We start from the raw sequence: 14,067 nt of genomic DNA on the forward strand, positions 1-14,067 counted from the left end.
GTTAATAATTATTACCATTATTTTTTAATGTTAATAGAATCCTTTTTTTCCTTAAAATTTATTTTTTTCTTTCTTTTACCAAAGAATTCACTAAATTTATTAAAAGATCTTTTGTAAACGATGCCTCCCCCATAAGATTGGTTGTTTGCCCCTGTGGTGGATAAAACAGATGTTTCTAAGCCAAAAGTGGAAGGTTTTGAAAAACCGTTGATAATTAAAGATTTATCATTATTTTTTGATATATCATAATTAATTTTTGCTCCATAAGTCCAAACATCAGCAGCACTTTTTTGTTCCAAAGGCATATTAACCGATCCTACTATGGATAATCTTTGATTTACTTTAAAAGTGGGGTCTAAGGATATTCTGTCACTTGTTTCATCTACTCTTGAACCGGCATTAAAATTAGCATCTAAGGAAAATACTCCACTAATATTGTTTATTGCTGAAGTTAGTTGCTTCAATACTACATCATAAGCAGAAGAGGCATAGCTGCTTCCCCCCATTTTGTCGGATAAAAAGCTCCCGAAAACAACGATTCCGGCTACTTGATTGTATTTTTCCCCTTCATTATTATTTAATTTTGTATTAAGCTGATCGCGAACAGATGAAGAAGCATCTGCTTGAATATCAAATGTTAAACTAGGTTTAGATAGGTATCCGGTTAATAATGCTGATACGGTAACATTTGTAGCGGGTACAGTAGATATTCCCAAATAGTCCCCAATATTACTAACTAATCTGGTGTAGGATGCGCGTATGTTCAAATCTGCTTCAGTAGGACCTCTATTTTCCCATCTGATGGTACTTCCGGGAATTATAGTAAAATCCTTATTAACAAACATATTATAGTAGTATTTGCTATCTCCAGTTATTGTATAGGTACCGTCCATATTAATAACTCCTGCTTTCGACATATCAAATTTAAGATGCTTGGTATCTCCTCTTACTACTATTTTATCACCGGTTTCTTGACTTATAATAAGATTTACCACTGATTTATTATCTGCACTAATATCTGCACGGATGGACAATCCCGTAGGAGGTTTAGATTCACTTTCATCCTCATCTTTATGCTGTTCAGGTATAAACTTTATATATTGGATATCAGTAGCATTAGTAGTGCTACTGCTATTTATAGTTAAACTGCTTCCATCAAGAGCCATAGCCTTTGCTGAAATATCGATACCTTTATCAGTGGTGCCGGTTATGGAAAAATTTCCTGAGGCATAGATAGTTCCATAAAAAAGGTCATTTTCTTTTATAGTTGTATTTAAAACTAAAAGTTTATCCGAAGTAAAATCAAGATTCATTCCCCATTCTGAAAAATTTTTAGTCATTAAAGGACCGAAAACGACACCTTTTGTTTTCCTCTGGGTGTCCATCAGTTCAATATTATCAAATAAAAATACACCATCAGATATTTGTAAGTCTTGGTCTTTGGTCAATTGATAATCTACTCCTAAAAAATTTACCTTAAATCCAACTTTAGACATAGTTAATGAACCTTGATATTTAGGAGAGTTTACGTCTCCTGTAATTTGAACATTTCCTGTTGCAGTACCTCTGAAGTTTGAAAAAATACTTTGTAAAAAAGTACCTATAGGGGCAATATTCATTTGATTGGCAATTAGATCAATATTTAATTGAGATGATTTTCCCTCTTTATTTACTATATATCCATCAGCCAAAAAACGATCTTGTCCGGAATCTTCTAATTTACTTTGTAATAAATATCTGTTGGTTTTGGCATCATAAATAGCTCTCATGGCAAGATTACCTAAATTTTGACCATTAAATTTTAATTGATCAATATAAAGATCTATGAGCGGTCTAAGTTCACTGGAATTCTTAAGAACCTTAGCAGATCCGTTAGCAATACCTTCAAATGACATATCTTTAAGTAAACTGTGAGGTAATATTTTTTCTAATTTAACATCTTTTAAGTTCAGGTCAAAAGTGTATTCATTTTTAGTTGTGTACTCTCCAGACAATAAAATTTCAGAATTTTCAGAAGTTAATTCAATTTTTTGTAGTACAAGTTTATTCGTTAATAAATTATATTTAGCGATTGCTTCATCCGAATTAAAATTTGGATTAAGTTTCCATCTTGCTTGTGCTAAATTAATATGGGAAGGTTTAAACCCAATAATTAAATCATTATTCTTTTGAGTTTGATACAAATTTAAATCGAAATTTGTTTGTTTGTCTTTATATTTTCCATAGTAAAAATTAGTGGAAGCGAATAGAGAGTCATTTCTATTGAATCCTGAAAAATTTATTCTATCTATAACCTTATTGTCTATACTTAGAGTAGATAAGGAGCCTATAAATTGACGTAAGGAATCCTCGGTATTCAAAAAAATATTCGGATTAGTTAACTTGATATTTTTATAGTATATATATTCCGAAATCATTTGTGCCTGTAACTTATTTCCATTGCCAATGTATCTGCCAGTAATGGTAGTTCCCGGAGATAAATTTACATCCATCATTAATAAATCAAATAAATCTTTTTGAAGATCTAATATAAATGAAAACTCCTGATTATCGAATCGTTTTTTAGTTTTAAAATTAGATACAAGATTACCCATCCCTTTTTGTAACATATCAGGAATATCTTTTAATTTATATTTTCCATAAATATTGGCAGTAATCATATTGGGGGAAAAAATATCTAAATTTCTATTTCCTTGTTCAAAATTTGTTTTTATTTGAATATCATTATATTTGGTAAGTTTGCCATTATCTTCAAGAGAAATTGAATTGATGGTTATTTCTCCAATCAAATCATCAATGGAATTGAATTGAATATCCGCTTTTACTAATCCTTTAAACAATTTATTTTTATCAACCTGTGAAGTAAAATACCCTAAATTTAAGGATTGTATATTCGCATCGAAGCTGGTTTTAATATTTTTTTGCGAAAAGTCTATACTACCATTAAAATTAAAATTTGCATAACTGTCATTAGATACAATTTTACCTTCAAAAATTTTATCTCTTAAATTACCAATGGCTGAAATATCATTAATAGATTTACCATTTATATCCAAGCTATTTAATTTCGCATCAAATTTGGTATCCATATGATTCAGATCAAAGCCGCTACCATCAAATTGAATTTTTGCCGTTATGGGACCTAAAGTTGTTGATTTAATGAATGAAGCCAAATTTAAATGGTACGTTTCTAATGTGCCCTTATACTTAGGTTTTTTGGAAGTATACTCATTTAATTGAGCATCTGCTGTTACCGTACCTAATGAGCTAATCATTTTCCCGTTAAGAATCAGGTTTTTTTTGTCAATTAAAAATGAACCCATATAATTTAAAGTTCCAAATTCAGAAACTATTTCCGGAATATCCGTAGATATAAATTTTGGAAGCCAAGATTGGAGAGAGGCATAGGAAGATTGAAGATGCGCCTCTTTAGCATTTACATTAAAAAATCGGGAGGCATCAGAGGTTACCAAATTTTTTAGTTCCAACTTCGGCGAAGAGTAAAAGGTTCCATTTACCGATAAGACAGGTTGGGTTAAAATTAAGTTGTTAAGTGTTCCATTAACCTTTGAGGAAATACTAAATATTGAATTGGTATTCCAATTTTTTACAAAATATCGAATGTCTTTACCGGATACTTTACTACCTTTATTTACATCCATAGTCCAAATTACTTGATCTACAAAATTGCTCATTCCATTTTCTTTTGTGTAATTGAAAAATAAGGAACCTAAAAGCAATGATGTATCCGACTCAAATATTAAATCTTTAAATGAAAGTTCTGTTTCTGAATAATGAATATGGGAAGAAAAATGATGAACTATATAATTTTCTTTATTTCTTTTAGCTTTAAAATTAAATTGTTCAACCATAACTTTTACATCCGAATTAAAAATATCTACTTTTGAAGCTTTTAAATTCAATTCAGAAGTGTCTAACCAAACCTGATCTTCTGGAGGTAAATTTTGATTTACAATAGAGAATTGTCCATTAATAATATCTACTCTACCTTTTAATTTGAAATCTTTTTTTTGCGTAGGTTTATCGGAATTAAAATTATCTATGAATATAGAAAAATTATCCCGTTCTTCATTCTTATAGGTAATAACTTTAATGATAGGATTCAGCAAGCGCAATTGATCAATTTTGATATCATCGACATGTTTAATTAATAAATTTTCAACCAGGGATATTGTATTTAAATATCCTTTTAATTCTTTAACTATAAGTAGATCGTTTTGATGATGATCTTTAATAATCACCTCATGTAAGGTAAGATTTCCAAAATAATCTACCTCAATTCTTTGCGCAGAAATATTGGTTTTAAATTCTTTATTTAAATAAGAAAGAGCCTGCTTTGCAATTTTATCTTGAACTGAAGGTAAATTAATAATAATAATAAGGGATAAAAGTATAAAAAATAAAATGCAAAATGCACAAAGAATAGCCTTGCATGACTTAAAAAATATTTTTTTAATTAGTAACTTTGCCATAAATGAAAACACCCATTATATTAGGAATAGAATCGTCATGTGATGATACATCAGCTGCAATCATACAAGGTAAAAAAATACTTTCAAATGTAGTATCCACCCAAAAAATACACCAAGATTATGGAGGTGTAGTTCCGGAACTAGCCTCACGTGTACATTTACAAAATATTGTACCTGTTGTGCATCAAGCAATTCAATTAGCAAATATAAATAAAAAAGCAATTGATGCGATATCTTTTACTCGTGGTCCCGGTTTATTAGGATCCCTATTAGTAGGAACTAGTTTTGCTAAATCTTTGTCTATGTCTTTGAATGTTCCTCTTATTGAAGTTAATCACATGCAGGGACATATATTTGCACATTTTATAGAAGAAGATGAAAAAAAAAATATTTGTTTTCCTTTTTTGTGTCTTACAGTTAGTGGCGGACATACGCAGATTGTTAAGGTAAACGATTATTTTGATATGGAAGTGTTAGGTGAAACGTTGGATGATGCCGCTGGTGAAGCTTTTGATAAAATTGGAAAATTAATGGGATTAGAATATCCGGCAGGACCTATGATCGATAATCTTTCACAAATAGGAAATAAAGATAAATTTAAATTTCCTTTACCTAAGTTGAAAGGTATTAAATTTTCTTTCAGTGGTATCAAGACTTCCGTACTTTATTTTATACAAAAAGAAGTAGAGAAAAATCCTAACTTTATAAAGGATAATCTTGAAGATTTATGTGCTAGTGTGCAAAAAACAATAATTTCCGCCTTATTGGATAAAATTAAACTAGCCATTAAAATAACCGGAATAAAAAATGTAGCCATTGCCGGAGGTGTTTCTGCTAATTCGGAATTAAGAAGAGAAATTATAAAATTAGAATCAGATCTAAATTGCAAGACTTTTATACCTAAATTTGAATATACTACGGACAATGCTGCTATGATAGCCGTTGTTGGAAGTATTAAATATGAGCATCATAAATTTTCTGATTTAAAAACTGTAGCTACAGCTAGATACAAAATTTAAAATAATGATAGGTGTAAATTTTTATAAAGGGAGCTTGTTTACTATTTTCAGTCTGCTTATTATCAATTCATGTAAAAATGATTCCCTACTATTTAAAGAAGATTTTCGGGCAAATACCCATCATTGGGATACTCTATCTTCTGAAGCAATCCAAACCAAGATAGAAAACGGTCATTTATTGATGCATGGAAAATTAAAAAATGTTATTAATTATTCCTTACTCTTCATTCCTGTCTCTAACCGAAATATAATTTATTCTACTTCTATTCAAGTTAATGATTTTTACGCTCCAGATGGACTAGCCGGCATTATACTTCATGCTGATGATCACAAATATCCTGAAAATTATCTTCTATTTGGAATTAACGCTGAAAATGAAGTGCTAATATCCTATGAAAGTAAGAAAAAAGATATGTCCAAAATTTATTATAAACAGAAAACTCAAAAATATAAAAAAAAGGAAAAGAATAGTTTTTCAATCGTAACAGACAAAAGTTCTATTCAATTCCTTTTGAACGATAAAGTGTTAACTACTATTTCCAAAAATAAAGAATTAGGTTCTTGTTTTGGGTACTTAGTAATCAATTCTAATATATCTGTTTCTTATCTTCAAATTAAAAATCGTTAGATATTAAACCAATTTACGTGCCATTAATGAGAAAACCCTCTTAATTAGCTTTATATGACTGATAATATTGCAATGCTTTAGACATAATTTTATTTATATCAGCAATTCTATTTTCGGGATTCGGGTGTGTGGATAGAAATTCAGGAGTGTCACTACTGCCTGTTGCATCAATCATTCTTTGCCAAAACAAAGGAGCTTGTCGTGGATCATATCCTGCCAAAGCCATAATATATAATCCCATTTCATCTGCATCTGATTCTTGTTTACGCCCATATTTTAAAAGAGTTATGCCACTGGCCACCGGGTAATATTGATTAATTGCTTGTCGTAATGCTTGATTGTTAGTAACTCCACCTAAAACTTGACCACCGATTTCAGAAATATAAGATTGGGAAATTTTTTCAGCACCATGACCCGCTAATGCATGTGCAATTTCATGGCCTAATACAACTGCTAATCCTGTGTCGTCTTTACATATAGGTAAAATTCCGGAATAAACAGCAACTTTACCTCCCGGCATACACCAAGCATTTATCATTTTTGGATCATCAATTAATACAAATTGCCATTGATAACCATCTAAAGCTGAAGACTGCCCTATAGACCTGTAATAGTTCTCTGCTGCTTTTTTTATTCTATTTCCTACTTCTTCCACTTGCTTTGCTTGAGCAGTTCCTGTTATAATTTTATTGGATGATAAAACTTGCTGATACTGCTGGAATGAAGATGGCAATAATTGAGCATTGGAAACAAGATTTAACGATTTTCTGCCGGTTAACGGATTAGTTGCACAAGACACTGTTAATAAAGTTACTAATGAAAGTAATAAACATTTTTTTGAATTCATATACTCTGTGTAATAATTTTTGAAATATAGTAAATTTATTAATTAATGTTCTTAAATTTGCAATGATTATAAATCATAAAATCAAAAAATATGCCTTACTTATTCACATCCGAATCGGTTTCGGAAGGCCATCCAGATAAAGTTTCAGATCAGATTTCAGATTCAATATTAGATAATTTTTTAGCTTTTGATCCTGATTCTAAGGTAGCATGTGAAACTTTAGTTACCACAGGTCAGGTTATATTAGCGGGAGAAATAAAATCGAATACTTATATTGATGTTCAGCAAGTTACTAGAAATATTATAAAAAAGATAGGCTATACGAAAAGTGAATATAAGTTTGAAGCTGAATCTTGTGGCATTTTATCCGCATTGCATGAACAATCACAAGATATAAACAGAGGTGTAGATAAACAGAATAAAGAAGAGCAAGGAGCTGGTGACCAAGGAATGATGTTCGGTTATGCTACCAATGAAACAGATAATTATATGCCTTTAGCGTTAGATATTTCTCACAGTATTTTACGTGTTTTAGCCCGAATAAGAAAAGAAGGTAAAATTATGACCTATCTTCGTCCGGATGCAAAATCTCAGGTCACAATTGAATATGACGATAATAACAAGCCTATACGAATTGATACGATAGTTCTTTCCACACAACATGATATGTTTGATGAAGATGAACAGGTTGTATTAAAAAAAATTGCAAAAGACATCATTACTATTGTTATTCCTGAAGTTAAAGCCGAATCTAAAGATGAGATTAAAGCATTGTTCGATGATAATATTACTTACCATATAAACCCTACCGGAAAATTTGAAATCGGAGGACCTCACGGAGATACCGGATTAACAGGTAGAAAAATTATAGTTGATACCTATGGAGGAAAAGGGGCTCATGGTGGAGGTGCTTTTTCAGGAAAAGATCCTTCTAAAGTGGACCGCTCTGCTGCTTATGCCACCAGGCATATTGCCAAAAATTTAGTTGCAGCCGGTGTTGCCGATGAAGTATTAGTACAAGTTTCGTATGCAATTGGTATTACCGAACCTTGCGGAATATATATTAATACTTTTGGAAGCTCTAAAGTAAATCTTTCTGACGGAGATATTGCTTTAAAAGTTCAAAAATTATTCGATCTAAGACCTTATGCTATCGAAAAAAGGCTAAAATTGAGAAACCCAATTTATACCGAAACCGCGGCATATGGTCATATGGGAAGAAAAAACGAAACTGTCATAAAAAAATTTGAAAGAAATAGTGAGAATGGGAAGACGGAAATAAAGGAAATCGAAGTAGAATTATTTACTTGGGAAAAATTAGATTATGTAGATAAAATTAAAGAAGCCTTTAATCTTTAAATTAAAATTATTTTATGTCTAAAATACTGGCCATTGATTACGGTGAAAAAAGATCCGGATTAGCTGAAACGGATGACATGCAAATTGTCGCCAGTGGGTTGGCCGGAATTATGACTTCTAATCTGATTTCATTTCTTGAAAAGTATATTTCTGAAAATTCCGTTGAAAAAATAATTATTGGTTTACCAATTCGATTGAATGGTGAACTTTCAGAAGTTGAAAATTCAATACAAAAATTAATTAAAAATATTACCCTTCTTTTTCCCAATATACCTGTAGAAAGAATTGATGAAAGATTTACCTCAAAAATTGCTTCACACTACATTAGTCTTAGTGGAAAAAACAAAAAAAATAGAGAAAATAAGCATTTATTGGATGTAGTAAGTGCTACTTTAATTTTACAAAACTATTTAGAGAAAAAATAAAATCATGATTTTACCTATTTATGGCTATGGAGAATCTGTTTTAAGAAAAAAAACAGTTGAAATCAATAGAGATTATCCCGATTTAGATCAATTAATAGAGAATATGTATGAAACCATGTATAAAGCACATGGGATTGGTTTGGCAGCACCACAAGTAGGATTGAATATACGTTTATTTGTTATTGATGCAACTCCTTTGGCAGAAGATGAAGAGTATGTTGATATAAAGGAGGAATTAGCAAATTGTAAAAAAGTTTTTATAAATCCAATAATTACCAAAAGAGATGGAGAGCTTTGGAAATTTAACGAAGGCTGTTTAAGTATTCCAGATATTAGGGAAGATGTTAAGAGATTGGAAAATATCACTATCGAATATTATGATCAAAGCTGGAATAAAAAAACAGAAAATTTTAGTGATGTACGTGCACGAATTATACAACATGAATATGATCATTTAGAAGGAATTTTATTTACTGATTTATTATCTCCACTAAAGAAAAAATTATTGAAAGGGAAACTTGCTAATATTAGCAAAGGTAAAGTGGATACTGAATATAGAATGAAATTTCCATCACATTAAAAATAAAATAAATAAATTAAAAATATACATAATTAATATGGATCTTACTAAAATCATTGCAATTACTGGTAAATCTGGTTTATTTGAACTATTAACTCAAACTAAGGGAGGTTTCATTGTTAAGGATTTAGTTGCTCAAAAGAAATTGTCTATTAATGCAAATAGTCAAGTAAGTTTGTTACAAAACATTTCTATCTATACCCTTGAATCTGAAGTATCATTAATTTCAGTTTTAGTTTCAATTTCTAAAAAACATAATTTTAAAGAAATTGAATTTGATAAAAATGATATTAACACTTTAAGATCTTTGATGAAAGATGCTCAATCAGATTATGCTGAAGACAGAGTATATAATTCAGATCTTAAAAAGCTTTTTACTTGGTATAATATACTTGTTAAAAACGAGATTATAACCGAAGAAAATGTAAAAGCATATGAAGTTAATCTTGCTAGAGCTGAGGAGAAATTAAATGATAGCGAAGAAGAAAAATCTGAAAAAAGCAATATTTCGCAAGAAGCAGATACCAATAAAATGTCGATTAATGATAAAGAAGAAGAAGATAATATAAATAAAAAAACTACGAAAAAAGCAACTGCTAAGAAAAAAGCTGAATAGTATAAATAATTTTAAATATTATTTTGATAAGAAGGTATCAATTAAAAATTGATGCCTTTTCTATTTAAAAAATATCCACAAATAAAAAATATCTTTATGTGATAATTACGAATAATTACTGATAAGTAGTAGAAAACATTCGCTTTCTATTCTATTTTTTGTGTCATTTTTCATACGATTTGTTCTTATTAATGAAATAATTATATATCAGAATATAAATAATCGCAAATTTCAATTATTCGCTTATGTATTGGATAAAAACAATATATGGGGGAATGTAAGAAAAACAAAAAAACGGCAATAAATACCGTTTTTACGTGGTTTAATACCCTTTTGTAGAGGCTAGAGTACATTAGGTATTTTATTATTTAACCCTAATTACCTTTTAGTAATAAATTATATACCTAAAATTAACCCAAATTAACCTTTTGGTACCTTTTGCATTCCCAATTATATAAAAATAGCCTTAAACGCGCTAGAAATTGATTTTTTTCGCTTTTTTCTTGCTTTAGGTACTAAAAGAAGAACAAATATTTTTTATATTATTTAATTTATTTACATAAACATATCCTTAATTTTTTCAAAAAATGTTTTATCATTTTTTGATGGTTTAGGATGAAAGTGTTCATTATCTAACATGGTTTCAAAAAATTCTCTTTGTTCTTTAGTTAATTTACTGAGATTAGGAGTCCAGACATTTATATGAATGAATAAATCTCCATAACCGTATCCTTGAACCAGGGGTAATCCTTTATCTTTTAATCTTAGTATTTTTCCTGATTGTGTTCCAGAATCAACAGTAATTTTTACTTTCCCCGTAACAGTAGGAACTTCTTTTTTAGTACCCAAAATAGCTTCGGGTACAGATATATAAAGTTCATAATGAAGATTATCACCTTCCCTTTTTAAAAATTCATCTTCGATTTCTTCAATCACAACAATTAAATCTCCTGGAATCCCTCCAAAAGGTGCATCATTACCTTTTCCTCTAACTTGTAATTGAACCCCTTCTCTGACACCGGCCGGAATTTTAATGGATACTTCTTCTTCAACTTTTATCAATCCATGATTATTTGCTCCCGGAGGTATATGATCAGCTACTTTACCGGTACCACCACAAGTATTACATACTGATTGTGTTTGCATTTGACCAAAAGGGGTATTCATAATCTTTCTAGTTTGCCCGGTACCGTTACAAGTAGGACAATTTTTTGAGGTGGCTCCTTGAGCTAATTTAAATCTTTTTACTTTAACGGTTTTTTCAACACCATTTATAATTTCTTTTAAAGTAAGGGATAAACGGATTCGTAGATTGGAGCCTTGAACCTGTTGAGGTCTTGAAGAAAATCCGCCAAAACCTCCCCCAAAGGCACTTCCAAAAATATCACCAAAATGGGAAAAAATATCTTCCATATTCATACCTCCCCCAAAGCCGCCACCGGCAGCTCCTCCTACTCCGGCATGACCGTATTGATCATACCTAGCTCTTTTTTGAGGATCACTTAAAACTTCATAAGCTTCAGCAGCTTCTTTGAATTTTTCTTCAGCTTCTTTATCACCGGGATTTTTATCCGGATGATATTTGAGTGCCTTTTTTCTATAGGCCTTTTTTAATTCTACTTCAGTTACACTCTTAGAAACCTCCAATACTTCGTAATAATCTCTTTTAGACATAATATTTTATATAAACCTCTTTGAGTTCTTAATTTCCAATTACCACCTTTGCGTATCTAATTACTTTTTCATGCAATAAATAACCTTTCTGAACCACATCTATAATTTTACCTTTTAAACTTTCATCAGGTGAAGGAACTTGAGTAATGGCTTCCTGAAAGTCGATATTAAAATCATCCCCGGGTTTCACATCAACAACAGTCAATCCTCTCTCTTTTAAAGTATTAAATAATTTATTATATATAAGTTTCACTCCTTCTAAAACTGAAAGATTGTCTTCTTTTTTTTCAAGTTCATTTATGGCCCTATCAAAATCGTCTAAAACAGGAAGTAGTGATTCTAATATTTCCTTGTCTGAATATTTAAGAAGATCTTGCCTTTCTTTAATTACTCGTTTTTTATAATTATCAAATTCAGCAAATAAACGGATGTATCTATCTTTTTCTTTTTCAAGTTTTTCTGTTAAGTCAGAATTGTTACTTGATTCTGACATATTTTCAGAATCATTTGCATTTTCTTGATTGTTATTTTCTTCTATTAATTCGTTTTCTTCGTTATCACTATGAATTGACATGGTTATATTCTTTATTGATTACTGATATTTATCAATTTTATTGCCATTTTGAAAATGCTGTCAAATCGACCTGTTTTAAAAAAATTAATTAAATACTTCTTGTTAAATTTGCATAAAAAGTAAATACATTAAAATGTTGAAAAGTTTTGATATTTTTTCAATTAATTCAGAGGCTGCGTTTAATTCACTTGCCATAGAAATATTTTTATATCAATATGATAATAATCTCGTATATAGAAGATTTGTTGATTTGTTGTCTTTAGATTGTAAAAAAATACATAATTATAGGCAAATACCTTTTTTACCTATTGAATTTTTTAAAACAAATAAAATTATAGATAAACATTTTTCACCCGAATTATATTTTCAAAGTAGTGGAACTACTTCTGATAATCTGTCCAAACATTATATTGCAAATGAAGCTATTTATAAAAAAAGTATCTTAAAATCTTTTTCTATGTTTTTTGGTGATCCTTCCGAGTATATATATTTAGGTTTGCTACCTTCTTATCTGGAGAGAAATAATTCCTCACTCATTTATATGGTAGATCATTTAATGAAACAATCTAACAAGGTTGAAAATGGTTATTATTTACATAATTTCAATGAATTATATCTTATATTAAATCGTCTTGAAAAAGAAAATAAAAAAGTGATTCTTTTTGGAGTTTCTTATGCCTTATTGGACTTTGCAAGTTCTTATCCTATAGATCTAAATAATACAATAATTATTGAAACGGGTGGAATGAAAGGTAGAAAGGTTGAAATTACTAAAGATGAATTGCTGTCAAAATTAAAATTTTCTTTTCAAACCGATAAAATATATTCGGAATATAGTATGACGGAATTATTATCTCAAGCCTATTCTTTATCTAATAATATTTACCAATGTCCTCCCTGGATGAAAATTTTAATTAGAGATGTGGATGATCCTTTTGAATATGTTGAAGCACACAGATCAGGAGGGGTCAATATAATTGATTTGGTTAATATTTATAGTTGCTCATTTATATCCACCCAAGATATTGGAAAAGATGAGGGAAATAATTGTTTTAAAATTTTAGGAAGAATGGATAATTCCGATATTAGAGGATGTAGTCTTTTGTTATTATAGTATATAAAAGGTACTAACTAAACTTTTTTTAACTAATATTTGTAATTAATTTTTAACTTTTTTGGCAAAAAAATAATATATTTAATAAAAAATATATAAATGAATTTTAATTTTCGGAATAGTATATTGTAATATGTCATATTACAGGAAATTAATAAAATATATCGTTACAGGAATTATTCTTTTATTCTTATGGTTTATTCTCCATACTATTGCCATTATTATCGATGGCAACCAGGAAGATACCAGGGATGCAGATGTAGGTGTAATTTTTGGAACTAAAAATAAAATAGATGGCACCATGCCTATGTCATTAATTCGTAGGTTAAATATTGGATTAAAATTATATAATGAAGGCCAAGTTCAAAAATTAATTGTATCAGGCGGTCTTGCTAATAAAAATTTTTGTGAAGCAGATCTTATGCAGGAATATCTACTGAAACATGGAGTACTATTATCTGATATTATTTTAGATAACAAAGCTTTAAATACAGAAGAAAATGTTGAAAATTCATTAAAAATAATGAAAGATAATAATTACAGAAAATTAATTATAATTTCACAATATTATCACATATCCCGTATTAAATTAATGTATTATAAACTTGGCTTTTATAACTTAGGCTCGGCTAGTTCTCATCATTATAGTAAAAGACATCATTATATATCATTAATAAGGGAATTTATAGCCTATTACTATTATTATTTTTTTAAATAATATATTTCATTTTAAACCGT

General features: G+C 29.5%; 12 protein-coding genes. 8 read left to right on the top strand and 4 right to left on the bottom strand.

Annotation, left to right across the window (positions count from 1 at the left end; all coding sequences use genetic code 11):
* Positions 1 to 17: 17 nt before the first annotated feature.
* On the bottom strand, positions 18 to 4,493 hold the full coding sequence (locus ASC36_RS08205) for a translocation/assembly module TamB domain-containing protein (RefSeq protein ID WP_055426015.1): 4,476 nt from the start codon (positions 4,491 to 4,493) through the stop codon (positions 18 to 20).
* Positions 4,494 to 4,495: 2 nt separating this feature from the next.
* Between ASC36_RS08205 and tsaD the strand changes: the two genes are divergently transcribed.
* Both tsaD and ASC36_RS08215 read left to right on the top strand, forming a co-directional pair.
* Positions 4,496 to 5,512 carry a tRNA (adenosine(37)-N6)-threonylcarbamoyltransferase complex transferase subunit TsaD gene (gene tsaD / locus ASC36_RS08210; protein ID WP_055426016.1) on the top strand — a complete coding sequence of 339 codons (1,017 nt, stop codon included), beginning with the start codon at positions 4,496 to 4,498 and terminating at the stop codon, positions 5,510 to 5,512.
* A gap of 4 nt (positions 5,513 to 5,516) precedes the next feature.
* Entirely contained in the window at positions 5,517 to 6,140 is a 624-nt protein-coding gene (locus tag ASC36_RS08215; protein ID WP_055426017.1) for a hypothetical protein, read from the top strand.
* Positions 6,141 to 6,180: 40 nt separating this feature from the next.
* Here ASC36_RS08215 and ASC36_RS08220 read toward each other — a convergent pair whose 3' ends face one another.
* Entirely contained in the window at positions 6,181 to 6,987 is an 807-nt protein-coding gene (locus ASC36_RS08220) for a M48 family metallopeptidase (RefSeq protein WP_055426018.1), read from the bottom strand.
* Positions 6,988 to 7,077: 90 nt separating this feature from the next.
* On the opposite strand from ASC36_RS08220, the gene metK reads away from it, so the two are divergent.
* Genes metK through ASC36_RS08240 form a run of 4 tightly spaced genes read left to right on the top strand, consistent with a single transcriptional unit; the run spans position 7,078 to position 9,967 of the window.
* Positions 7,078 to 8,346 (top strand): methionine adenosyltransferase, encoded by a 1,269-nt coding sequence (metK, locus tag ASC36_RS08225; RefSeq protein WP_055426019.1) that lies wholly within the window; start codon positions 7,078 to 7,080, stop codon positions 8,344 to 8,346.
* 14 nt (positions 8,347 to 8,360) lie between these two features.
* Positions 8,361 to 8,771, top strand: a complete 411-nt coding sequence (gene ruvX, locus ASC36_RS08230; protein ID WP_055426020.1) for a Holliday junction resolvase RuvX — start codon at positions 8,361 to 8,363, stop codon at positions 8,769 to 8,771.
* A 4-nt stretch (positions 8,772 to 8,775) separates the two neighbouring features.
* The gene (gene def / locus ASC36_RS08235) at positions 8,776 to 9,351 is read left to right on the top strand and encodes a peptide deformylase (RefSeq protein WP_055426021.1); all 576 of its coding nucleotides are present in this window, start codon (positions 8,776 to 8,778) and stop codon (positions 9,349 to 9,351) included.
* 37 nt (positions 9,352 to 9,388) lie between these two features.
* The gene (locus tag ASC36_RS08240; protein WP_055426022.1) at positions 9,389 to 9,967 is read left to right on the top strand and encodes a DUF5606 family protein; all 579 of its coding nucleotides are present in this window, start codon (positions 9,389 to 9,391) and stop codon (positions 9,965 to 9,967) included.
* A 555-nt stretch (positions 9,968 to 10,522) separates the two neighbouring features.
* On the opposite strand, the gene dnaJ is transcribed toward ASC36_RS08240, so the two are convergent.
* Both dnaJ and ASC36_RS08250 read right to left on the bottom strand, forming a co-directional pair.
* On the bottom strand, positions 10,523 to 11,641 hold the full coding sequence (gene dnaJ / locus ASC36_RS08245; protein ID WP_055426023.1) for a molecular chaperone DnaJ: 1,119 nt from the start codon (positions 11,639 to 11,641) through the stop codon (positions 10,523 to 10,525).
* A 28-nt stretch (positions 11,642 to 11,669) separates the two neighbouring features.
* Positions 11,670 to 12,215: a nucleotide exchange factor GrpE gene (locus ASC36_RS08250; RefSeq protein WP_055426024.1), complete on the bottom strand. Its 546-nt coding sequence runs from the start codon at positions 12,213 to 12,215 to the stop codon at positions 11,670 to 11,672.
* Between the two features lie 133 nt (positions 12,216 to 12,348).
* Between ASC36_RS08250 and ASC36_RS08255 the strand changes: the two genes are divergently transcribed.
* Positions 12,349 to 13,329, top strand: a complete 981-nt coding sequence (locus ASC36_RS08255; RefSeq protein WP_055426025.1) for a long-chain-fatty-acid--protein ligase — start codon at positions 12,349 to 12,351, stop codon at positions 13,327 to 13,329.
* Between the two features lie 133 nt (positions 13,330 to 13,462).
* Complete coding sequence (locus ASC36_RS08260; protein ID WP_055426026.1) at positions 13,463 to 14,047, top strand: YdcF family protein; 585 nt, start codon at positions 13,463 to 13,465, stop codon at positions 14,045 to 14,047.
* The last annotated feature ends 20 nt before the right edge of the window (positions 14,048 to 14,067 follow it).

It is taken from the genome of Apibacter mensalis (assembly GCF_001418685.1).
GTDB lineage: Bacteria > Bacteroidota > Bacteroidia > Flavobacteriales > Weeksellaceae > Apibacter > Apibacter mensalis.